The organism is Alkalibacillus flavidus (genome assembly GCF_040545925.1).
In the GTDB taxonomy this organism is placed as follows: Bacteria; Bacillota; Bacilli; order Bacillales; family Alkalibacillaceae; genus Alkalibacillus; species Alkalibacillus flavidus.
This window is the reverse complement of sequence record NZ_JBEPMX010000008.1, coordinates 83,792-104,881: the sequence shown is the minus strand read 5'-3', so window position 1 is coordinate 104,881 and position 21,090 is coordinate 83,792. Positions and strand designations below refer to the sequence as shown.

The following is a 21,090-nucleotide window of genomic DNA, read 5'->3' as shown; positions in this document are numbered from 1 at the left end:
ACGATGAGAGGTGAATAACATGGAAACGGAAGAGATGAAACAACGTTTAATGACCTTTTTCCAAGAAGAGGCGACACGACCGTTAAGCGTAGAAGAAGTACAAGAAGACTTAAATATTGAAAACAGTGAAGACGTGAAAGAGCTTATGAAAGGATTAAATGCATTAGAAGATGAAGGCGCCTTAATTCGAAATCGTAAAGATCGCTACGGTTTACCTGAAAAAATGAACTTAATACGTGGCCGTATTCAAATGCATGCTAAAGGGTTTGCCTTCTTACTACCAGAACGTGAAGAGCAATCTGATATTTATATTCATCAGTCAGATTTAAACACGGCAATGAATGGTGATACAGTCCTCGTTCGCGTCGAGAATGATTCAGTGAACGGGAATCGACCAGAAGGCGTTGTCGTTCGTATTGTCGAACGTAGTGACCAAACAATTGTGGGCACGTATCAAGACAATGGACGGTTCGGTTTTGTCATTGCGGATGATAAGCGCATACCGGGTGATATTTTTATTAAAGAAGGTAATAACAACGGAGCGGTTGATGGTCATAAAGTCATTGTCGAAATCGTTGAATATCCGAAAGGGGTTAAAAGTGCTGAGGGTGTTGTGACGCAAATATTAGGTCACGAAAATGACCCAGGTATCGACATTTTATCCATTATTCATAAACATGGGATTAAAGCTGACTTTGATCAGGCAACACTGGACCATGCCAATGCGATTCCAGAGACGATAACAGACGACGATATTAAAGGTCGTCGCGACTTGCGTGATAAACAAATTGTGACGATCGACGGAGCCGATGCGAAAGATTTAGACGATGCGGTTAGAATCGAGAAACAGGACAATGGCCATTACTTGCTAGGTGTCTACATTGCCGATGTGACGTATTACGTGGAAGAGGGCACACCGCTTGATAAAGAAGCGTATGAACGAAGTACGAGTGCTTATTTAACGGACAGAGTGATTCCGATGATTCCACACCGTTTATCGAATGGTATTTGTTCCTTAAATCCACAAGTCGACCGTTTAACATTAGGGTGCGAAATGGAAATTGACGATTCGGGCAAAGTGGTCAGCCACGAAATATTCCCAGCAGTTATTAAAACAGCAGCGCGTATGACTTATACGGACGTGAATGATATTTTAGCGGGCAATGAAAGCACACGTAAAGAATACGAATCGCTCGTGCCGATGTTTGAAACGATGGCATCATTAGCTCAAACGTTGCGTAACAAGCGGATGGGCCGTGGTGCGATTGATTTTGATTTCAAAGAAGCAGAAATTGAAGTCGACGAAGACGGTAAACCGACTGATGTCGTCCTACGTGAACGTGGCGTGGCAGAGCGCATGATTGAAGAGTTTATGCTTGTCGCTAATGAAACCGTAGCCGAACATTTTCACTGGATGGATGTGCCATTTATTCACCGCATTCACGAGGATCCGGATTCAGAAAAACTACGCCACTTCTTTGAATTCGTGAGTAACTTAGGGTATAACGTGAAAGGAACGGCTGATGATGTCCATCCGAAAGCGTTACAAGAAGTGATGGATCAAGTATCAGGTAGTAAAGAAGATCTTGTCGTGTCGAAATTAATGCTTCGTTCCATGCAACAAGCAAAATATGCAGCAGAAAGTGTCGGACATTTTGGCTTAGCAACGTCCTTTTACACGCATTTCACATCACCGATCCGACGTTACCCAGACTTAATTGTCCACCGTCTCATTCGGACGTATTTAATTAAAGGTGATCTAAGTGGTGATACGGCGGAGAAGTGGAAAGAACAATTGCCTGATATTGCACGACACACGTCGGATATGGAACGTCGCGCAGTCGATGCAGAGCGTGAAGTAGACGACTTGAAGAAAGCCGAGTTTATGTCTGATAAGATCGGCGAGGAATATGACGCGATTGTGAATTCGGTGACGAACTTTGGTTTATTCGTCGAATTGCCGAATACAATTGAAGGTCTCGTTCATGTGAGCTATTTAACTGACGATTATTATCATTATGATCAACAACATCAAGTGATGATCGGTGAGCGAACAGGCAATATCTTTAGAATTGGTGATGAACTCAAAGTCCGCGTGACAGGTACCAATATCGAAGAACGCGTCGTTGATTTCGAAATTGTTGGCATGAAGAAACCGAAGAAAAAGAAAAAAGCATAAAAATATAGGCTGCGAGTGAAATCGCAGCCTATATTTTATTTCCAATAGCCGTGTAGAATCCAAGGATCCTGAAAGCTAAAGGCATCATCGTTCGGAATGTGTTGACGCGTGGATTCTGGTATATCAAAGCGTATACGAATGTCATCGCCATATTGTTCTTTAAACGATTCAAATTCGTTATAGATCGTTTTCATTAACCCTGGTTGATCAAATAAATCATCCCAAAGGTAAATAACGTGAGCGTATGCATATTTCTTTTGATCGAATTTCATGATAACGAAACGATCTTGCGTATCATTTTCGAAAAAAGTCCAGTTGTCTAACTGTTCATCGGTAAATAACGCTGGGCTTGCTGGAAATGGATAGTAAGCTTCTAATGGGAAAATGACTTGTTCATCTTCTTGAAGCGGATCAATCCAGCGACGTTTTTCGTCTATTGTTGTTAATCTTTGCCATGTGTCACCTGTTGCTTCTGGCATTTTGGATGAATCGACTAAAACAGCTGGGTAAAGCATTTCTAATTGTGGTAAGTTTAATTTTTCTAACACACGTTTAGCCGGATAATTGTGAAGTTGCGTGTTAGCACCAATCCATTTAATATCATCGCGTTGTTTTAATTGGTCGATCGCATATTGGACGATCGTCGTCGCATGGCCATTACCTAAGTATCGTTGGTCACTGCGGAGACGCCCGAGCATACCGTACTGCTCCTGATAAATGGTATAACCAGCAATGGAAGCGAGTTCGCCACCAGAGAATAAGCCGAACAACCGTTGATTATCGTGAGTTACGAGACGTTCGAATACGCGAACAACATAATCATCCTCAATCCCTGTTTGCATGTTGGCAATAAGGCTTTCATCATCTATCGTTAAAGGTCGTATTTGCATCGTGTCAATCATTGTGAAACCTCCTTTTGCTTCGTTTCCCTAATTAAATAGAATGCCATAATTCGAATTGTGTTGTCTATTACAATGACTTAAAAATACACCCATTTTTTTGACTGTTGAGAAATGCCGTGACGTTACTTTCATTTTCCCACTCATGACAGTTTAAATAGGTGCTTCTTTTTGGTAAAATAGCTTTTGCAGTGAGGAGGTCAAAAGATGCCGCAAAAAGATCCAAATGCCATTGCAACTAATCGTAAAGCAAGACATGAATTTCATATTGAAGAAACGTTTGAAGCAGGAATCGTCTTAAAAGGAACGGAAATTAAAGCGATTCGGGCAGGACGCGTCAATTTGAAAGATTCATTCGCACGAGTGTCTAAAGGCGAAGTGTATGTGCACAATATGCATATCTCTGAATATGCACAAGGTAATCAGTTCAACCATGAACCGACGCGAGCGCGTAAATTGTTGCTGAACCGAAAAGAGATCAACCAATTAATCGGTCAAACACAGCAAAAAGGTTATTCACTAGTGCCGTTAAAGATGTACATTAAAAATGGTGTCGCAAAACTGTTAATCGGAGTCGGCCGTGGTAAGAAGAAATATGATAAACGTGAAGACTTGAAACAAAAGGATATGAAACGTGATGTCGAGCGTGCGTTGAAAGATTATTAATGGTAAAGCTTACCGTTTTCAATTCTGCCATCATCGTGTTATAATTATGATGTAACGTTTTGGTACTCACCAAACATTCTTTAATCGGGGATGTTTTGGATTCGACAGGGATAGGTCGAGCTCAGGTAGCGAGTCGAGGTGACGTCTCGTTAAACGTCATTCAGTTAATAATAACTGGCAAACAAAACGATTTCGCTGTAGCTGCCTAGAGCAGGCTACAGGATCCTTCCTGCCATCGCCCGTGTGGTAGATTGAAGGGTCTCAAAATGAAGCGGGCTACGCTAAAGGCCACCGTCTGAGGTCTTTAGAAGAGACTAATCAGACTAGCCATTCGGAAGCCTGTCGGTTGGCTGAAGAATTGGCGAATGACAATAAATCGAATACGCTCGTAGAAGCCTGAGTGGCGATATCTCTGGACGCGGGTTCGAGTCCCGCCATCTCCATATGCATATGGATACGATTGTCATCATATAAAACGGTAGCGAAAATTTTCGCTACCGTTTTTTCGTGTTTCATGGACTTATGAAATAACTAGCTGAATTTATTTCATAAGTCACAGCAGTTATCTCAAAAGTAAGTGAATTTATTTCATAAGTCACAGCAGTTATCTCAAAAATTAAGGTAATTATTTCAAAACTCGTGTAGCGATGTGTCACACAATCGACAACAGCTCGAAAAGTGACATAGATGCCTATTTATGATACATTTTAAGTGGAAACATTTAATGTTTAGGATGTTGGGGAGGCACTTCATGTTATTAGACTATAAAATGTACCAGCATGATACGAGCAACGAATGGGTTGTCTTTTTACACGGTGCTGGTGGGAATCACACGATATTTTATAAACAAGCGAAACAGTTTAAAAAACATTTTAATTGCTTGTTTGTTAACTTTCCAGGACACGGAAAAAGTAAACCGTTAGACGTGAAATATACGACAGGAAATATTGCAGATAAAGTACTCGAATTGTTAGATCATTTAAATATACAACAATCACACTTCATCGGTATTTCGTTAGGCACGATGGTAATGACTGAGATCGGTCACAAAATGCCGGAGCGTGTCGCATCGATGACGATGGGCGGGGCCGTCGTTAAGTGGAAGTTTTGGACAGACATGTTGTTCAAAATTGCTTACAAAGTCCGTTCGTTCGTCCCATATATGTTATTGTATAAATTTTTCGCGCGTATATTAATGCCGAAAAAGAACCATAAAGATTCGCGAAGCACGTTTGTGAATGAGGCATCGAAACTCGGTCAACGCGAATTCGTGCGCTGGACAGAGTTGTTAACCGTATCCAATGGCTTGTACAAGCGTTTCTTATCGATGCCGAAACAAATTCCGAAATTGTATGTCATGGGAGATGAGGATCATGTCTTCTTAAAAGGAGCGCAATATACAGCGGACCGCGACCCTGATGCGTCACTCCAAATTATTGACGATTCAGGTCACGTGTGTAACATTGACCAAGCACAACAGTTCAATGACTACACGATTTCATTCATCGAAAAGCATACCGACGAAAATGAAACGACGCCATCACAATCCAAACCAGTAAAAATGACGATAGCATAAAACGAAACCCTTCAGCAAAGCTGGAGGGTTTTGTAATTGGCATTCTAATTATAGAAATCGTTCGGCAATGCGCGATATCCATGTTATACTATAACGTGGGAAACTATGAAAGTGGAGGCAATGTCATGTTACAAGCTACGAATGTCGGTTTGCGATTTTCAGATCGTAAGCTGTTTGAAGATGTATCAATAAAATTTACTAAAGGAAATTGTTACGGTTTAATCGGTGCAAACGGCGCAGGTAAATCAACATTCCTTAAAATTCTATCCGGAGAAATTGAGCCGCAAGAAGGCACGGTATCAGCGGGTAAAGATGAACGTATCGCGGTGTTAAAACAGGATCACTTCGCCTATGAAGAAGAACGCGTGCTACAAGTTGTGATTATGGGGCACGAAAAGCTTTACCATATCATGCAAGAAAAAGACGCGATTTATGCGAAAGGTGAATTTACAGAAGAAGACGGCATGCGCGCCGCTGAATTAGAAGGTGAATTCGCTGAGCTTAATGGTTGGGAAGCAGAAGGCGACGCCGCGTCATTATTATCTGGTTTAGGTGTTAAAGAAGACTTACACGATAAACAAATGAAAGATTTACCAGAAGGCGAGAAAGTCAAAGTTCTACTCGCTCAAGCGTTATTCGGTAATCCAGATATTTTACTACTTGATGAGCCGACAAACGGTTTGGATATTCAAGCGATTCGTTGGTTAGAAGAGTTTTTAATTAACTTCGAAAATACAGTTGTTGTCGTATCACACGACCGTAACTTCTTGAACAATGTGTGTACGCATATTGCAGACTTAGACTTTGAGAAGATCACGCTTTATGTCGGTAACTACGATTTTTGGTATGAATCTAGTCAATTAGCACAAAAGATGGCGCACGAAGAAAATAAGAAAAAAGAAGAAAAAGTCAAAGAGCTGAAAGAGTTCATCGCTCGTTTCAGTGCAAACGCGTCGAAATCACGTCAGGCGACATCGCGTAAAAAATTACTTGATAAAATTACACTTGATGACATTAAACCGTCATCACGTCGTTATCCGTATATCGCGTTTAAGCCAGGCCGTGAAATTGGAAACGACTTATTAGAAGTGAATAACTTATCGAAAACAATTGATGGTGAGAAAGTGTTAAACAACGTCACGTTCCGCATGAATAAAGACGATAAAGTCGTTTTACTCGGCGATGAAGTGGCGAAAACGACGTTAATTCAAATTTTAATGGGTGAGATGGAACCTGATGAAGGGTCTTATAAGTGGGGTGTGACGACATCACAGTCTTACTTCCCGAAAGACAATTCGGCTTACTTTGAAGGTAATGACAAAAACTTAATCGACTGGTTACGCGATTACTCAGACGATGAAAGTGAAACGTTCTTACGTAGCTTCTTAGGTCGTATGTTATTCTCAGGCGACGAAGTCTTTAAGAAAGCAAGTGTCCTTTCAGGTGGCGAGAAAGTTCGTTGTATGCTGTCACGTATGATGTTAAGTGAAGCAAACGTCTTGTTATTAGACGATCCGACAAATCACCTTGATTTAGAATCGATCCAATCGTTAAACGAAGGACTCATTAATTTCTCTGGATCAGTCATTTTCACATCACACGACCACCAGTTCATTCAGACGATTGCGAATCGTATTATCGAGCTGACAGATGAAGGTGTCATCGACCGTGAAATGAGTTATGAAGAATACCTTGATGACGTCAAGAAAATCGAAACACCAACATTATCATAATAAATTGCCCGCTGAAGTTATCAGCGGGTTATTTATTTGTTTCAAAATAGTCCTAAAATCTACTATCCATAGAGACTATTTTTCCGTTATGATAGTAGTTATAGGAGCGTGTTCTGATTGAATCAAGTGAAAAAACATTTAAAACATATAGATTATCCGTTGTTTAGTACGATTCTCATTTTAGCCACTCTCGGCCTCGTCATGGTTTATAGTGCGAGTTTTGTGTATGCAGGTATGGACCCAAATATTGATAACTCGTCGCATTATTTTGAACGACAACGGATTTGGCTATTACTCGGTTTTATCGTATTTATCATTGCAAGTTTGTTTTCATACCGTAGATTAGGATATTTCATAAAATTCATGGTTATTGCTTCCATTGTCTTACTCATCCTCGTTCTAATCCCCGGTATTGGCGTGGAGCGGAACTTCGCACAACGGTGGTTAAGTGTCGGACCATTTCTCGTTCAGCCTTCGGAATTAGCAAAAGTAGCCTTCATTATTTATTTTGCTAAAGTTTATACGAATAAACAGGATAAGCTTGATCAATTCGGTCAAGGGGTGCTACCACCACTTATTGTGTTAGGCGGCGTCTTTGCCCTTATATTATTACAACCTGACTTAGGAACGGCCGCATCCATTATTATGGCGTGCGGGATGATTTTGCTGTTTGCAGGGATTCGTTTTCATCATTTAGTATTTCTAGGCACAATTGCCATAGGTAGTATGTTTGCATTAATTGTATCAGCAGAATATCGTATGGATCGCCTGACGTCGTTTACGAATCCGTTTGCAGATCCATCAGGTGAAGGTTATCAATTGATTCATTCATTAATTGCGATTGCCAGTGGTAATGTAACAGGCGTCGGATTGGCTAATAGTGTGCAAAAATCAGGCTTTTTACCAGAGGCGCATACAGATTTCATTATGTCGGTCATTGCCGAAGAACTAGGCATGCTCGGTGTGATTCTTGTGATTGGGTTATATGTGTTTTTCATGTTTCGTGGGATTTTAATTGCGAAGCGGTCGCCAGATCAGTTTGGCCGATTGTTAGCTTATGGCATTACATTCCAAATTATTACACAAGCAATGATTAATTTAGCAGCTGTGTCAGGGCTCATGCCGATTACCGGGATTACATTACCCCTAATTAGTTACGGTGGGTCATCGTTACTCATCACGTTTTTACTACTCGGTATTTTAATGAATATCGCCATCAAAGGTCATATCAATCGACGAGTGGACTATGCATAAAAAAGAAGCGACATGAGTTAATGGCTCATGTCGCTTCTTTTTACTGGCAGCTTGGGCAGCGACCATAAATTTCAAACTTATGATTTTCGATCGTGTAACCTGGAAAGTCTTGTTGGATATAGTTCATCGGGCATGCTTGAATCGTTTTCGTTTTACCACACGATTGGCAAATAAAATGATGGTGATGTTCATCGTGACCACAAGCGAGTCTAAAGTGTTTTTCACCGTTTAAATCAGTCGACTCTAAAATGTTCAATTCGCGAAATAGGTGAAGATTGCGATACACGGTATCGTAACTTAATCCGTCGTACTTTTCCGCCATAAACGTTAACAATTCACTCGCCGTACGATATCCGTCAACGCCTGAGAAAAACGTTAAAATATCTTCACGCTTTTTCGTGTACTTATAGCCTTCTGTTTTTAACGTGTCTAACGCTTCGTTTAATTTCATACGTTTCACCCTCTATAGATGTAAGCTAAATACCACTTTTTCACCAATAATGTTAAACCGAGCAATAGAGCTGCCGTAATGACGATCGTACCACCAGGTGGAATTTCGAAATAATAACCTGTTACAAGACCTAAAATAACGGCAATTTCACCATAAATAATACTAAAAATGAGTGTCTGTTTAAAGCTTTTTGCAATGCGCATCGCCGTTGCGACTGGTAATGTCATCAATGCTGATACGAGTAACACACCGACAATTCGAATCGATGCAGCGATCACAAGGGCCGTCATAATAATAAACAAGTAATGAATAATTTTCGCTCGAATGCCCGAGACAGTCGCAAATTCTTCATCGAATGATAAGGCGAACAGTTCTTTGTATAAAAAGATAATCACTATAAGAACGAAAATCGCTGTAAATAAGACAACATAAAGGTCAGTGCGACTGACAGCAGCCACAGAACCGAATAAATAAGCGTAAATGTCTGTGTTAATGCCATCAGCTAATGCGATGAAAACCACACTTAATCCAACACCGACTGATAACGTAATCGGAATCGCAATTTCTTGAAAAGATTTATAAACGTGTCGTAAATTTTCGATTACGATAGCCCCGATCACCGAAAATAGGATACCTGTATGAAACGGGGTAAACATGAGTAATGTATATTTTTTTTGCATGAGTAAACCAAACGAAATCCCAGCGAGTGTCACGTGGGATAATCCGTCAGAAATAAGGGACAAGCGTCGAACGACGATAAACGTCCCTAATAAAGGGGCAAGGAGTCCGACGATAAGTCCGGTGTAAAAGGTGTTTCTTAGTATTTCAAAATTGAGTAATGCTTCGAGCACGGATGCCCCTCCTAACGTTTAATGATTGTGGGTGATCGTATTCATCGCGTGACCGTAAATTTTAGAGCGTTGTTCATCTGTCATACTCTCAAAATCATTTGGATTGCCATGGTAATGAACCGATTTATTGAGACAAAGCAAGTCATTGACGTGTGTCGTAATAGCACCAATATCATGCGAAACGAGAATAAGCGTAATGCCAAGGTCTTCGTTTAACTGTGATAATAGTTGGTAAAACTGTTCGACATTCTCAGTGTCAACACCAACAGTCGGTTCGTCTAAGATTAATAGTTTCGGGTTATTCACAATTGCTCTTGCGATAAAGATACGCTGTTGTTGACCGCCTGATAAATCGCCAATATTATGATGCGCGTATTCCGACATATTGACGCGGTCGAGCGCTTCATAGATTAAATACTCATACTTTTTCGTCGTTGGTCGCCAAACACTCGCTTTTGTCGTTAAGCCCATGCTGACGACTTCTTTTGCTGTCGCCGGGAAATCACGACTAAATGAGTTCGCTTTTTGTGACACGAAACTAATATGGCCTTTGTTATGAAATTTTTCTATGGGTTTGCCAAATGCAGTAATCGATCCTTTTTGGACTTTTTCTAACCCGAGCATGAGCTTAATAATCGTCGTTTTACCTGAGCCGTTTGGGCCAACTAAGCCGACAAACGCCCCTTCTTCAATAGAAAAACTAACGTCGTCTAACACTTTATGATGATCATAACGGTGGGTAACGTTATGGACGTCGATTAATTGTGACATCATTTATCCCTCCTGACTTCGTTAAAGTTCTTATTGAATCGTTTGTTTTAAAACATCGAGATTCTCGTTCATAATATCAATGTAATCGTTGTTTTGTTCAATGTCTTCTTCTGTTATCGACCCGAGACTGTGTAATTCATATACGGTGAAGTCGAATTCGTTTGCAATCGTTGTCGCTAAACTGTCATCTCGATTCTTCTCTAAAATGACGTGGTTTAAATCCAATTCTTCAAATGAATCAAATAATTGTTGTAATTCGCGTTGTGACGGGTTTTGTGAAGATGAAAGTCCTCGAATACCGTGTTGTTCAATGCCGTATTCTCGCTCCCAGTACCCAAACGCTTCATGTGCAACTAAAATATCAACGGATTTGTCGCTGAGTGCTTCTTCGTATGTTTGGTCGAGTTCATTCATCTCTTCAGCAAATGATTCATAGTTTGATTGAAATTGTTCAGCTTGATCTGGATACATCGTTGTTAGTTCAGATAGGATTAGTTCACCAGCTTGTGCCATGCGAGCCGGATCGAGCCAGAAGTGTAAATCAAGTTCGTTATTGTCTTGGGTATGGTCTTCACCTTCATCATGGTCATGGTTGTGTCCGTCATGATCATTGTCTTCCATAGATGCAAATAAATCGTCTTGTTGATTGGTTAAGGCAAATGGTTCTACCCCTTCATCTTTTACAGTATCGGCTAATGTTTCACCAAACACTTCAAGACCGCCACCAACATACATAAATATGTCGCTACTAGCCATGTTGATCATCTCTTTTGTCGACGGTTCATACGTATGAGCATCAGCGCCAGCTGGAACAACCGTTTCGACATCGATGATATCACCAGCAATTTCTGAAACGATAAATTCTAACGGGTAAATGGACGTGACAATAGTGCCGATTGACTCGTTTTCTGTTGTTTTGCTTTCACTTGGCGACTCTGTCGTATTTCCATTAGAAGAGTTTCCATCGTTGGTGTCGCCACACGCGGCTAGAAATAAAATGATAGATATTATGACAATCAATAGTTTTTTCATCGTTGCATCTCCTTCGTTTTTAATCAGCTAAATATGATTTTATCGTAATGATTACGATTTGTAAATAGTAATGATTACGATTTGAAAAAAGTGTTTGAACTCATACCGTAATGGGTATGATATAATTGGTATAAATTATAGTGGAGGGATTCTTGATGTTTGATTATACGGTTACAACGAATAAGTCAGTTGAAGATGTGGTTAATGATTTAGCGGCATCACTGAAAAATGTTCAATTCGGCGTATTATGGGACTTTGATGTGAAGGAAACATTACACAATAAAGGGTTTGATGACTTTAACCAAACATTTCGTATTTTAGAAGTGTGTAACCCGAAAGCGGCAAGAGACGTTTTAAGCATGGAAGAAAAGGTGAGTTACTTTTTACCATGTAAAGTCGTTGTTTATGAAAGCGAAGGCCAAACAAAAATCGGCATGCCAAAACCGACTGTTTTAATGAATCATATTGATTCCAAAGACGTAAAAGATTTTGCTGCTGATATTGAGAAGACGATGATTCAAGCGATTAATGAAGCAGCCTAAATTTTATTAGATTTTTTATTTGAAAATTCGATCAGTGTGCGACATAATAGGGGCAAAGATTTAAAGGAAGGAATGAACTACCGAATGGAACTTACATTGAAAGTACAAGGCATGTCATGTGGACATTGTAAACAAGCAGTTCAAGGCGCGCTAAAAGAATTAGACGGCGTTGCTGCAGTAGAAGTCAACTTAGATACAGGTCATGTTGACGTCACATTTGATGAAGATACTGTTGCAAAAGAAGAGATGGAAGAAGCAATCGAAGAACAAGGCTATGATGTTGTTAACTAAATAAATTACCAAAAACCTCAGGGCTAGCCTGAGGTTTTTTCATGCCCACCCCCACTTATGAGATAAATAACCCGACTTATCTCATAAGTCGGGTTATTTATCTCATAAGTTCAATGATTTATTTAAAAAATCAAGAGAGTTTTTAAATAAATGAGAGCTCATCTTTTTATTTTGAAATTTCAAAAGAAATAATTAAAATTTTGACTGAAAAATGATAAAATAGAAAACGGTTTCACAATCATGTTTTTACATACTGGGGGATAACGTCATGGAAAAAGTATTACGTCAATTTTTCTTATTTCTATCAAATAATAGCTTGTTAAAAACGCTAGCCAAACGTTATGGCTTTCAATTCGGGGCTAGTCGGTTTGTAGCCGGATCAGAACTTTCATATGCGGCAGAAAACATTCGTCAATTGAATCATAAAGGAATGGCTGTGACGCTCGATCATTTAGGTGAGTATGTGACCGAAGAAGAAGAGGCGAGAGCACGTACGTACGAAACAATGAAAACGATAAAGGTCATCGATAAGTTGGGGTTAGATTCACAAGTTTCTGTAAAAATGACATCTATGGGGATGGACATTTCTGAAAAACTTGTAATGGAAAATATGCGTCAAATATTAGAAGTAGGTAAGCAGCATCAAGTTCTTGTAACGATTGATATGGAAGATCACGCTCGTTGTGAAAAAACGTTAACGATCTTTGAGACTCTGAAGCGTGAGTATGACTTGCTTGGTATCGTGTTACAGTCGTATTTATATCGTACGGTGAGCGATTTAGAGCGACTAGAGCCATATCAACCGAATGTAAGGTTCGTTAAAGGGGCTTATAAAGAGTCAGAAGAAGTCGCTTATCCACATAAAACGGATGTAGATGAAAACTTAAAGAAATTGATTGCTATGCATTTAGACAATGGTCACTTTACGGCAATTGGCTCTCATGATGATGCGATCATTGAATTTACGAAACAATATGTTGATGAACATAATATTCCACGGTACCAATTTGAATTTCAAATGTTATATGGTATGCGTTTGGAGCTACAAGAAAAGTTAGTAAATGAAGGTTACAATGTACGCATTTATGTTCCGTATGGCCGTGATTGGTTCGGTTATAATATGCGTCGTTTAGCTGAACGACCAGCGAATGTGGCGTTTGTTCTGAAAGGGTTGTTTAAAAAATAACATGAAAAGCTCGGCGTGAAAGCGTCGAGCTTTTCAATCCACTTTCTTAAAATAATGTTTGCGAAATATCTGAAAATAATTTATAGTATAAGTAGGTAATTTGGATAGGCGACTATCCAAAAAATTTTAAGTTAAAATGAATGAGTATTCATTCAAAATGATAAAACAGATAGGGGGAGCATTCATGAACGGAAGCATTAAACGTGCTGCGGTGTTAGGATCAGGCGTCATGGGCGCAGGCATTGCAGCACACTTAGCTAACTTAGGCATTCCGACGTTAATGTTAGATATCGTGCCAAACGATTTATCAGAAGAGGAAAAGCAAAACCCGAAAGCGCGTAACAAGATTGCGGCTGAAAACAAAAAGAAATTACGAAAACAAAATCCTTCACCAATTACGACACAAAAGAGTCTTGATTTAATCTCAGTTGGTAACTTTGAGGACAACATGCAAGACTTAAATGATGTCGATTGGATTATTGAAGTTGTTGTCGAAAATTTAGAGATTAAACAAAAAGTATATGCGCAAGTGGACGAACATCGTAAAGAAGGTTCGATTGTTAGCTCCAACACGTCAGGTATTTCCATTAATGCCATGGCTGAAGGGCGTTCAGACGATTTCAAAAAACATTTCTTAGGGACACACTTCTTTAACCCACCACGTTATTTGAAGTTACTCGAAGTCATTCCGAATGACGAAACAGATCCTGATGTGCTCGCATTTATGAAACGTTTCGGTGAAGACGTGCTTGGCAAAGGTGTCGTCGAAGCGAAAGACACGCCGAACTTCATCGCGAACCGCATTGGAACATACGGTCTCATGGTAACCGTGCAAGAAATGTTAAACGGTGGTTATAGTATCGGTGAAGTCGATTCCGTGACAGGACCGATGATCGGTCGACCGAAAAGTGCGACTTTCCGTACATTAGATGTCGTCGGGCTTGATACGTTTATTCACGTGGCGAACAACGTATACGACCAAGTGGATGGCGATGAGAAAAAAGTGTTTGAAGTACCTGAATTCATGAAGCAAATGAATGAAAAAGGCATGCTCGGTGCGAAAACGGGCAAAGGCTTTTTCTACAAACATAAAGACAAGAGCGGTAGCACGATCTATGAACTGAATCCTGAAACATTAGAATATGAGCAAGAATCTCAGAAGTTAAAAACACAAGCGTCTGGCGCTGCTAAACAAGAAAAAGGTCCGAAGCGTAAATTGAAAGCGCTTGTATCCGCAAAAGGTGACCGTGCAGGTGATCTCGTTTGGAATATTACGAAGCCGACACTCATTTATTCTGCCGAATTGTTAGGCGATATCGCAGACGATCTTACGCAAATCGATGACGCGATGAAATGGGGCTTCGGTTGGGAGATTGGCCCATTTGAAATGTGGGACGCAATCGGTGTTGAGAAGGCTGTTCAGCGTATGGAAGATGAAGGCTCAACCGTTCCTGCTTGGGTGAAAGACATGTTTGATAAAGGGTTTGAGTCATTTTACAAAACGGAAAATGGCAAACTTTATTTCTATCATAACGGTGAATACGTCGAAAAAGCAGTTAACGAAAAAGAAATCGACCTTAAATTGCATAAACAATCAAACGGTGTCATTAAGCAAAATAGCGGCGCTAACTTAATCGATTTAGGTGACGATGTCGCTTTACTTGAGTTCACATCGCAAAACAACTCAATCGGCATGGACGTCATTCAAATGATTAATGACTCGCTCGATGAAGTAAATCGGAATTATCGTGGCCTTGTCATTGGTAACCAAGGCAAGAACTTCTGTGTCGGGGCCAATCTCGCGATGATCTTAATGGAAGCGCAAGAATTTAACTTCTTCGAGATTGAAATTGTAATTAAGCAATTCCAGCAAGCGATGCAACGAATTAAATACAACGAGAAACCCGTTGTCGCTGCGCCATTTGGTATGACGTTAGGCGGCGGAACTGAAATCGTTCTACCAACAGCGGGACAACAAGCGTCACCTGAGACGTATATGGGCTTAGTCGAAGCAGGTGTTGGCCTAATCCCTGGTGGTGGCGGTAATAAAGAATATTACTTAAACCGTCTTAAAGGTTTACCAGAAGGCGTCGATCTTGATTTACAAAAAGTCGCGAATGATGTCTTCGAGAAGATTGCCACAGGTAATGTCTCAACGTCAGCAGCTGAAGCTGTTGAGGCAGGGCTGTTAGACGGGTTTGACTCGATTAGTTTAAACGGTGATCACCAAATCTATGATGCGAAAAACAAAGTGCTCGCACTAGATAAAGCTGGTTATCAACCACCGAAAGAAGACAAAGTGCCGGTCGTTGGTGAACCAGGTTATGCGACGATGATGCTCGGTGCAAAACAGCTACAACTTAGCGGTTACGCATCAGATCATGACATTAAAATCGCAAGCCACCTCGCTCACGTTTTAGCAGGTGGAAAGATTAAATATGGCACAAAAGTTAGCGAACAATATTTACTAGATTTAGAGCGTGAAGCGTTTTTAAGTTTAGTCGGTGAACAGAAAACACAAGAGCGTATGATGCATATGCTCCAAAATGGAAAACCGTTACGTAACTAACTTAATGAAATCCAACCGAAGAGGAGGATCTATTGTGAAAGAAGCAGTTATTGTGTCAGGTGCTCGTACACCTGTTGGAAAAGCCAATAAAGGGTCATTTGCGCATACACGCCCAGATGACCTAGCGGCTTTAACGGTGAAAGAGACGTTAAAGCGTGCGAATAACTATGATGGAAAAATTGACGACGTGATTATCGGTTGTGCAATGCCTGAAGCGGAACAAGGGATGAACATGGCGAGACAAATTGCTGGTTTAGCAGGACTCGATCATGATGTGCCAGGTATTACGATTAACCGTTATTGTTCTTCAGGTCTACAAAGTATTGCGTATGCGGCTGAACGAATTATGCTCGGTTATGCGGATACGATTGTGGCTGGCGGTGCAGAATCAATGTCCATGATCCCGATGGGTGGTAACGTCATTCGACCAAACCCAACGTTAGTCGATGAAGCACCAGAATATTATATGAACATGGGGCATACAGCTGAAGAAGTAGCGAATCGTTACGGCGTGACTCGTGAAGATCAAGATGCGTTCGCAGTCCGCAGTCACGAACGAGCAGCGCAAGCACTTAAAGACGGCAAATTTGACGACGAAATCGTTCCAGTCGATGTCGTTGATCGTACAGTTGGACCTGATAATACGGTCAAAGAACGGACATTTACGGTGTCGCAAGATGAAGGCGTCCGTCATGATACGAGTCTTGAAGGCTTAGCGAAACTGAAGCCAGCCTTTAACGTCCAAGGATCTGTTACAGCAGGTAACGCATCGCAAATGAGTGATGGTGCAGCCTCTGTGTTAGTGATGGACCGCGAAAAAGCTGAACAAGAAGGGTTAACACCAATGGCGAAATTCCGTTCGTTTACCGTCGAAGGTGTCGAACCAGAAGTGATGGGTGTTGGTCCAGTTAAAGCGATTCCGAAAGCAGTCGAACTCGCAGGGTTAACAATGGATGATATTGGCCTTTATGAACTAAATGAGGCCTTTGCATCACAAGCCCTTCAAGTTTGCCGTGAACTAGGCTTAGATGAAGATATCGTAAACGTTAACGGTGGCGCAATCGCGCTCGGTCACCCACTAGGTTGTACTGGAACGAAGCTTACGTTATCACTCATCCACGAAATGAAGCGTCGCGGTGTTAAATACGGCGTTTGTACAATGTGTATTGGCGGTGGCATGGGTGCTGCTGGTGTGTTTGAATTACTATAATTTGATCCTTGAGGAGGAATATATATGGTAGAGGAAAAAGTGTTTAAAGGTGGTTCATTTTTAGTTGAGGATGTTGAGCCGGATGATGTCTTAACACCCGAAGATTTTAATGACGAACATAAAATGATCGCGAAAACGACAGAAGACTATATTAAAAATGATGTATGGCCAGTGCTTGATGACTTAGAAAATCACGAATTTGATAAGTCAGTTAAATTATTAGAAAAAGCAGGTGAGCTTGGCCTATTAGGTATTGATGTACCAGAAGAGTACGGTGGTTTAGAACTTGATAAAATCACGTCTTCACTCGTAACAGAAAAAATGTCACTTGCAGGTGGTTTCTCGATCACGCACGGCGCACACGTCGGCATTGGGTCACTTCCAATTGTGTTCTTTGGTAACCACGATCAAAAACAAAAATATTTACCGTCACTTGCGACAGGTGAAAAGATTGCTGCTTATGCGTTAACGGAACCTGGTTCTGGTTCAGATGCGCTAGGTGCGAAAACGACGGCTAAATTAAACGAAGCGGGCACGCACTATATCCTAAATGGTGAGAAACAGTGGATTACGAACTCGGCTTTTGCTGATGTATTCGTTGTTTATGCGAAAATTGATGGCGAACAATTTACAGCATTTATTGTTGAGCGTGAATTCCCTGGTGTATCAACAGGACCAGAAGAGAAGAAAATGGGGATTAAATCGTCTTCAACACGTACATTAGTACTAGAAGATGCAGAAGTTCCAGTTGAAAACGTCTTAGGCGAAATCGGTCGCGGCCACGTAATTGCCTTTAATATTTTAAACGTTGGACGTTACAAGTTAGCTATTGGAGGTGTCGGTAGTGCGAAGCGTGCACTTGAATTAGCAGCGAGTTATGCGAATGAACGTAAACAGTTCCAAACGCCAATTTCAAGCTTCCCGTTAATTCAAGAAAAACTAGCAAGCGTTGCGTCGAAAACGTACGCTAACGAAAGTGCTGTATATCGTACGGTCGGTTTATTCGAATCGCGTTTAGGCCAATTATCGAAAGAAGAATTAAATGACGGGTCAGAAGTCGCTAAAGGAATTGCAGAGTATGCGATCGAGTGCTCGATGAACAAATATACAGCGACGGAATTACTCGATTTCGCGGCCGATGAAGCGGTGCAGATTCATGGTGGTTATGGCTTCATGCAAGAATACGAGGTTGAACGCATTTACCGCGATTCTCGTATCAATCGTATTTTCGAAGGAACGAACGAAATTAACCGCATGATCGTGCCAGGAACGTTTATGAAGAAAGCGATGAAAGGCGAGTTACCATTACTCGAAAAAGCGACGAATTTACAAAATGAACTCATGTCGATGATGCCAGAAACGCCAGGTGATGAAGCGTTAGCGCAGGAGAAATATTTAGTCGGTAATGCGAAGAAGATTGGTTTACTCGCAGCTGGTATTGCCGCGCAAAAATATCAAGATAAACTAGAAAATGAGCAAGAGTTGTTATCTAATATTGCCGATATCGCAGCAGATATTTATAATATGGAGTCGGCAGTGTTACGTACAGCGAAAGCGATTGCGCGTGACGGTGAAGAGAAAGCTCACTTGAAATTGCTTTATACGCAAGTCTTCGTTGAAGAGACGTTAAATGATATTGAAGCGCATGCGAAAGAAACGTTAATTGCTGTTGAAGAGGGCGATAACTTACGTATGATGTTGTCCGCTTTACGCAAATTAACTCGTCGCGATCACGTCAATGTCATCGCGAAAAAACGCGAAATTGCGAAATACCTAGTCGACGAAGAGAAATATGTTGTTTAAACATGAGGGGAGCCGCATAGCTTAGGCTGTGCGGCTTTTCTATTCATTTCATTCCATCTCAAGCTATGTTTCATGTTAAAATTCAATTACTGAAAGGAGAATGTATATGAGTTTAACTGTTTACCAGTATCCAAAGTGCGGAACGTGCCGTAAAGCACTTAAATGGCTCGATGATAATGGCATTACATATGAATCTGTCCATATCGTGGACAATCCACCGAGTGAAGAGGAATTAAAAACAATTATCGACCGAAGTGGATTACCGATTAAAAAATTTTTCAACACATCTGGCAAGAAATACCGTGAACTAGAATTAAAAGACCGCTTGCCATCAATGTCAGAAGACGAACAGATCAAATTACTCGCTTCTGATGGTATGCTACTGAAGCGTCCTATTGCGACAGATGGGAACCAAGTAACGGTCGGTTTTAAAGAAGAAACATATAATGAAACATGGAATTCATAACTTGTTAATGCATAGAACGACGCTTTATTGTAAGATAAAGATATGATTTGAATTATTGGAGGGGATCACATGAGTTTACCAAAAGAATATCTATACTCTGAAGAACACGAATGGGTCAAAGAAGAAGGTGATCGCGTTCGTATCGGGATTACTGACTTCGCCCAAGATGAATTAGGTGATATCGTATTTGTTGAGTTACCTGAAGAAGGGGACGAGCTAGCATTGGATCAACCGTTCGGTAGTGTTGAATCTGTTAAAACGGTATCTGAGTTGTATGCACCTGTTTCTGGTAAAGTCGTTGAGGTGAACGACGAATTAGAAGATAGCCCAGAGCTTGTCAACGAATCACCACATGATCAAGCGTGGATGGTTGTCGTTGAAGTATCAGACAAATCCGAGTTGGACAAACTAATGGATGTTGATGCTTACAAACAAATGGTTGATGACGAATAATTCCATAAAGAACAAGAAGGCTGATCTTTATTAAAGGTCAGTCTTTTGTAACTTCAAATAGATTTAGGTGACCAATAATGGATACATTATCACGCGTGTTAATTGTTGAGGGTAAACAAGACCGTCGCAAATTACAGGCGGTTTTAGAACATGATGAAGCCATTCTCTGTACGTTTGGAACCGTGAGTCCGTTTGCGATCGATGAAATGATTGAAAATTACGATCTATTGGATCGAGATGTTTATATTTTTACCGATACGGATGAACCAGGTAAAAAATTAAGAAAACAATTAAATCACGAATTATCCCATGCCCAAAATTTATACGTCGATGCAAAATACCGACAAGTTGAAGATACACCGGAACATGTGATAGCGTCAGTATTACAAGCAGCGAATTTTAAAGTAAAGGTTAAATTTCTGAAGGGGTCGGAATAGCATGCAAGAAATAGATGGTAAACAGGCACAATTCATGGTCGGAAAGAAACAACATCATATTGTTTTCGTGAACAGCCCGTTTTGTGGAACGTGTAAAGTGGCAAAACGCATGCTACATTATATCGAAGAAACGTTAGGCGATGAAAAATTTTATGAATTGAATGCGACACTAGCACCTGAGTTCATGCAACAATATAACATCACGAGTGTGCCATGTTTACTCGTTGTGAAGCAAGGTGAAGCGGTTGAGCGATTATATACCTTTCATTCCGTGCCGTATTTATTAAAAGAAATGGGTCCGTATTTAGTGATTGAGAAAACGGAGACATCATAAAAAAGGCTGGGACAGAAGGGCATTAAATTGTGCAAAAGACGAATGATTGGATATCATTTCAGCTAAGCACTAATGAAGCGGAATCAAAACACGTAGACGCCTGGTCGACTAATTCTGCGCCTGCGAGTACTCGGCGCAGAATTAGTCAAGGAAGCTTATGAAATCAGCTTTTGTGACCAACGTCGACATTAGACCGTCCGGGTCGTCACGGGAACAGCACGAAGGCGCACAGGACGTGGGTCACTTCGGCGTTCGGACAGGACGTCCGGTACTTAGCCGAAGTTCCTTTGTCCCCCGAGGGATGCACCTGCGTCTTCTCGTATCGCTTCGAAGCAGGCTTCCTCGGTGCAAGTTGCAAGGAAGCATATTCGATGAGGTTGCCTGGCT

General features: G+C 40.8%; 20 protein-coding genes and 1 other RNA gene. 16 read left to right on the top strand and 5 right to left on the bottom strand.

Annotated features, from left to right (window positions below):
- Positions 1 to 19 precede the first annotated feature (19 nt).
- The gene (gene rnr, locus ABID56_RS08945; RefSeq protein ID WP_354220357.1) at positions 20 to 2,179 is read left to right on the top strand and encodes a ribonuclease R; all 2,160 of its coding nucleotides are present in this window, start codon (positions 20 to 22) and stop codon (positions 2,177 to 2,179) included.
- Positions 2,180 to 2,214: 35 nt separating this feature from the next.
- Here the strand turns inward: rnr and ABID56_RS08940 are convergent, their stop codons facing one another.
- Positions 2,215 to 3,081, bottom strand: coding sequence for a GNAT family N-acetyltransferase (locus tag ABID56_RS08940; RefSeq protein WP_354220355.1), 867 nt, complete (start codon positions 3,079 to 3,081; stop codon positions 2,215 to 2,217).
- A 204-nt stretch (positions 3,082 to 3,285) separates the two neighbouring features.
- Here ABID56_RS08940 and smpB point away from each other — a divergent pair, with 204 nt between their 5' ends.
- The 5 genes from smpB (at position 3,286) to ftsW (ending at position 8,307) form a co-directional block, all read left to right on the top strand.
- On the top strand, positions 3,286 to 3,744 hold the full coding sequence (gene smpB / locus ABID56_RS08935) for an SsrA-binding protein SmpB (protein ID WP_354220353.1): 459 nt from the start codon (positions 3,286 to 3,288) through the stop codon (positions 3,742 to 3,744).
- A gap of 86 nt (positions 3,745 to 3,830) precedes the next feature.
- Positions 3,831 to 4,190, top strand: a transfer-messenger RNA (tmRNA) gene (gene ssrA / locus ABID56_RS08930).
- Positions 4,191 to 4,495: 305 nt separating this feature from the next.
- A complete protein-coding gene (locus ABID56_RS08925; protein WP_354220351.1) occupies positions 4,496 to 5,320 on the top strand; it encodes an alpha/beta fold hydrolase in 825 nt (274 codons plus the stop codon).
- A 125-nt stretch (positions 5,321 to 5,445) separates the two neighbouring features.
- Entirely contained in the window at positions 5,446 to 7,053 is a 1,608-nt protein-coding gene (locus ABID56_RS08920; protein ID WP_354220349.1) for an ABC-F family ATP-binding cassette domain-containing protein, read from the top strand.
- 126 nt (positions 7,054 to 7,179) lie between these two features.
- Entirely contained in the window at positions 7,180 to 8,307 is a 1,128-nt protein-coding gene (gene ftsW, locus ABID56_RS08915) for a putative lipid II flippase FtsW (RefSeq protein ID WP_354220405.1), read from the top strand.
- 40 nt (positions 8,308 to 8,347) lie between these two features.
- On the opposite strand, the gene ABID56_RS08910 is transcribed toward ftsW, so the two are convergent.
- The 4 genes from ABID56_RS08910 to ABID56_RS08895 are packed head-to-tail and all read right to left on the bottom strand — an operon-like array spanning position 8,348 to position 11,412.
- A complete protein-coding gene (locus tag ABID56_RS08910; RefSeq protein WP_354220347.1) occupies positions 8,348 to 8,758 on the bottom strand; it encodes a Fur family transcriptional regulator in 411 nt (136 codons plus the stop codon).
- 5 nt (positions 8,759 to 8,763) lie between these two features.
- The gene (locus ABID56_RS08905) at positions 8,764 to 9,609 is read right to left on the bottom strand and encodes a metal ABC transporter permease (RefSeq protein ID WP_354220345.1); all 846 of its coding nucleotides are present in this window, start codon (positions 9,607 to 9,609) and stop codon (positions 8,764 to 8,766) included.
- Positions 9,610 to 9,627: 18 nt separating this feature from the next.
- Positions 9,628 to 10,383: a metal ABC transporter ATP-binding protein gene (locus ABID56_RS08900; protein WP_354220343.1), complete on the bottom strand. Its 756-nt coding sequence runs from the start codon at positions 10,381 to 10,383 to the stop codon at positions 9,628 to 9,630.
- Positions 10,384 to 10,410: 27 nt separating this feature from the next.
- Positions 10,411 to 11,412, bottom strand: coding sequence for a metal ABC transporter solute-binding protein, Zn/Mn family (locus ABID56_RS08895; protein WP_354220341.1), 1,002 nt, complete (start codon positions 11,410 to 11,412; stop codon positions 10,411 to 10,413).
- 155 nt (positions 11,413 to 11,567) lie between these two features.
- Here ABID56_RS08895 and ABID56_RS08890 point away from each other — a divergent pair, with 155 nt between their 5' ends.
- The 10 genes from ABID56_RS08890 to ABID56_RS08845 all read left to right on the top strand — a co-directional run bounded on the left by ABID56_RS08890 (position 11,568) and on the right by ABID56_RS08845 (position 20,703).
- Complete coding sequence (locus ABID56_RS08890; RefSeq protein ID WP_354220339.1) at positions 11,568 to 11,954, top strand: DUF302 domain-containing protein; 387 nt, start codon at positions 11,568 to 11,570, stop codon at positions 11,952 to 11,954.
- 84 nt (positions 11,955 to 12,038) lie between these two features.
- Positions 12,039 to 12,245 carry a copper chaperone CopZ gene (gene copZ / locus ABID56_RS08885; RefSeq protein ID WP_354220337.1) on the top strand — a complete coding sequence of 69 codons (207 nt, stop codon included), beginning with the start codon at positions 12,039 to 12,041 and terminating at the stop codon, positions 12,243 to 12,245.
- Positions 12,246 to 12,513: 268 nt separating this feature from the next.
- On the top strand, positions 12,514 to 13,431 hold the full coding sequence (locus tag ABID56_RS08880; protein WP_354220335.1) for a proline dehydrogenase family protein: 918 nt from the start codon (positions 12,514 to 12,516) through the stop codon (positions 13,429 to 13,431).
- 184 nt (positions 13,432 to 13,615) lie between these two features.
- On the top strand, positions 13,616 to 16,000 hold the full coding sequence (locus ABID56_RS08875; protein ID WP_354220333.1) for a 3-hydroxyacyl-CoA dehydrogenase/enoyl-CoA hydratase family protein: 2,385 nt from the start codon (positions 13,616 to 13,618) through the stop codon (positions 15,998 to 16,000).
- 34 nt (positions 16,001 to 16,034) lie between these two features.
- Positions 16,035 to 17,210 carry an acetyl-CoA C-acetyltransferase gene (locus ABID56_RS08870; RefSeq protein ID WP_354220331.1) on the top strand — a complete coding sequence of 392 codons (1,176 nt, stop codon included), beginning with the start codon at positions 16,035 to 16,037 and terminating at the stop codon, positions 17,208 to 17,210.
- A 24-nt stretch (positions 17,211 to 17,234) separates the two neighbouring features.
- A complete protein-coding gene (locus tag ABID56_RS08865) occupies positions 17,235 to 19,013 on the top strand; it encodes an acyl-CoA dehydrogenase FadE (protein WP_354220329.1) in 1,779 nt (592 codons plus the stop codon).
- Positions 19,014 to 19,119: 106 nt separating this feature from the next.
- A complete protein-coding gene (locus tag ABID56_RS08860) occupies positions 19,120 to 19,479 on the top strand; it encodes an arsenate reductase family protein (protein WP_354220327.1) in 360 nt (119 codons plus the stop codon).
- 69 nt (positions 19,480 to 19,548) lie between these two features.
- Entirely contained in the window at positions 19,549 to 19,932 is a 384-nt protein-coding gene (gcvH, locus tag ABID56_RS08855) for a glycine cleavage system protein GcvH (protein WP_354220325.1), read from the top strand.
- A 77-nt stretch (positions 19,933 to 20,009) separates the two neighbouring features.
- On the top strand, positions 20,010 to 20,369 hold the full coding sequence (locus ABID56_RS08850; RefSeq protein WP_354220323.1) for a toprim domain-containing protein: 360 nt from the start codon (positions 20,010 to 20,012) through the stop codon (positions 20,367 to 20,369).
- A 1-nt stretch (position 20,370) separates the two neighbouring features.
- Positions 20,371 to 20,703 (top strand): thioredoxin family protein, encoded by a 333-nt coding sequence (locus ABID56_RS08845; RefSeq protein WP_354220321.1) that lies wholly within the window; start codon positions 20,371 to 20,373, stop codon positions 20,701 to 20,703.
- Positions 20,704 to 21,090: the final 387 nt, after the last annotated feature.

What these genes read in the sequence shown, in the direction of transcription:
- rnr (WP_354220357.1), top strand. Translation starts at nt 20, where the DNA reads ATGGAAACGGAAGAGATGAAACAACGTTTAATGACCTTTTTCCAAGAA.
- ABID56_RS08940 (WP_354220355.1), bottom strand. Translation starts at nt 3,081, where the DNA reads ATGATTGACACGATGCAAATACGACCTTTAACGATAGATGATGAAAGC.
- smpB (WP_354220353.1), top strand. Translation starts at nt 3,286, where the DNA reads ATGCCGCAAAAAGATCCAAATGCCATTGCAACTAATCGTAAAGCAAGA.
- ABID56_RS08925 (WP_354220351.1), top strand. Translation starts at nt 4,496, where the DNA reads ATGTTATTAGACTATAAAATGTACCAGCATGATACGAGCAACGAATGG.
- ABID56_RS08920 (WP_354220349.1), top strand. Translation starts at nt 5,446, where the DNA reads ATGTTACAAGCTACGAATGTCGGTTTGCGATTTTCAGATCGTAAGCTG.
- ABID56_RS08910 (WP_354220347.1), bottom strand. Translation starts at nt 8,758, where the DNA reads ATGAAATTAAACGAAGCGTTAGACACGTTAAAAACAGAAGGCTATAAG.
- ABID56_RS08900 (WP_354220343.1), bottom strand. Translation starts at nt 10,383, where the DNA reads ATGATGTCACAATTAATCGACGTCCATAACGTTACCCACCGTTATGAT.
- ABID56_RS08895 (WP_354220341.1), bottom strand. Translation starts at nt 11,412, where the DNA reads ATGAAAAAACTATTGATTGTCATAATATCTATCATTTTATTTCTAGCC.
- ABID56_RS08890 (WP_354220339.1), top strand. Translation starts at nt 11,568, where the DNA reads ATGTTTGATTATACGGTTACAACGAATAAGTCAGTTGAAGATGTGGTT.
- copZ (WP_354220337.1), top strand. Translation starts at nt 12,039, where the DNA reads ATGGAACTTACATTGAAAGTACAAGGCATGTCATGTGGACATTGTAAA.
- ABID56_RS08880 (WP_354220335.1), top strand. Translation starts at nt 12,514, where the DNA reads ATGGAAAAAGTATTACGTCAATTTTTCTTATTTCTATCAAATAATAGC.
- ABID56_RS08875 (WP_354220333.1), top strand. Translation starts at nt 13,616, where the DNA reads ATGAACGGAAGCATTAAACGTGCTGCGGTGTTAGGATCAGGCGTCATG.
- ABID56_RS08865 (WP_354220329.1), top strand. Translation starts at nt 17,235, where the DNA reads ATGGTAGAGGAAAAAGTGTTTAAAGGTGGTTCATTTTTAGTTGAGGAT.
- ABID56_RS08860 (WP_354220327.1), top strand. Translation starts at nt 19,120, where the DNA reads ATGAGTTTAACTGTTTACCAGTATCCAAAGTGCGGAACGTGCCGTAAA.
- gcvH (WP_354220325.1), top strand. Translation starts at nt 19,549, where the DNA reads ATGAGTTTACCAAAAGAATATCTATACTCTGAAGAACACGAATGGGTC.
- ABID56_RS08850 (WP_354220323.1), top strand. Translation starts at nt 20,010, where the DNA reads ATGGATACATTATCACGCGTGTTAATTGTTGAGGGTAAACAAGACCGT.
- ABID56_RS08845 (WP_354220321.1), top strand. Translation starts at nt 20,371, where the DNA reads ATGCAAGAAATAGATGGTAAACAGGCACAATTCATGGTCGGAAAGAAA.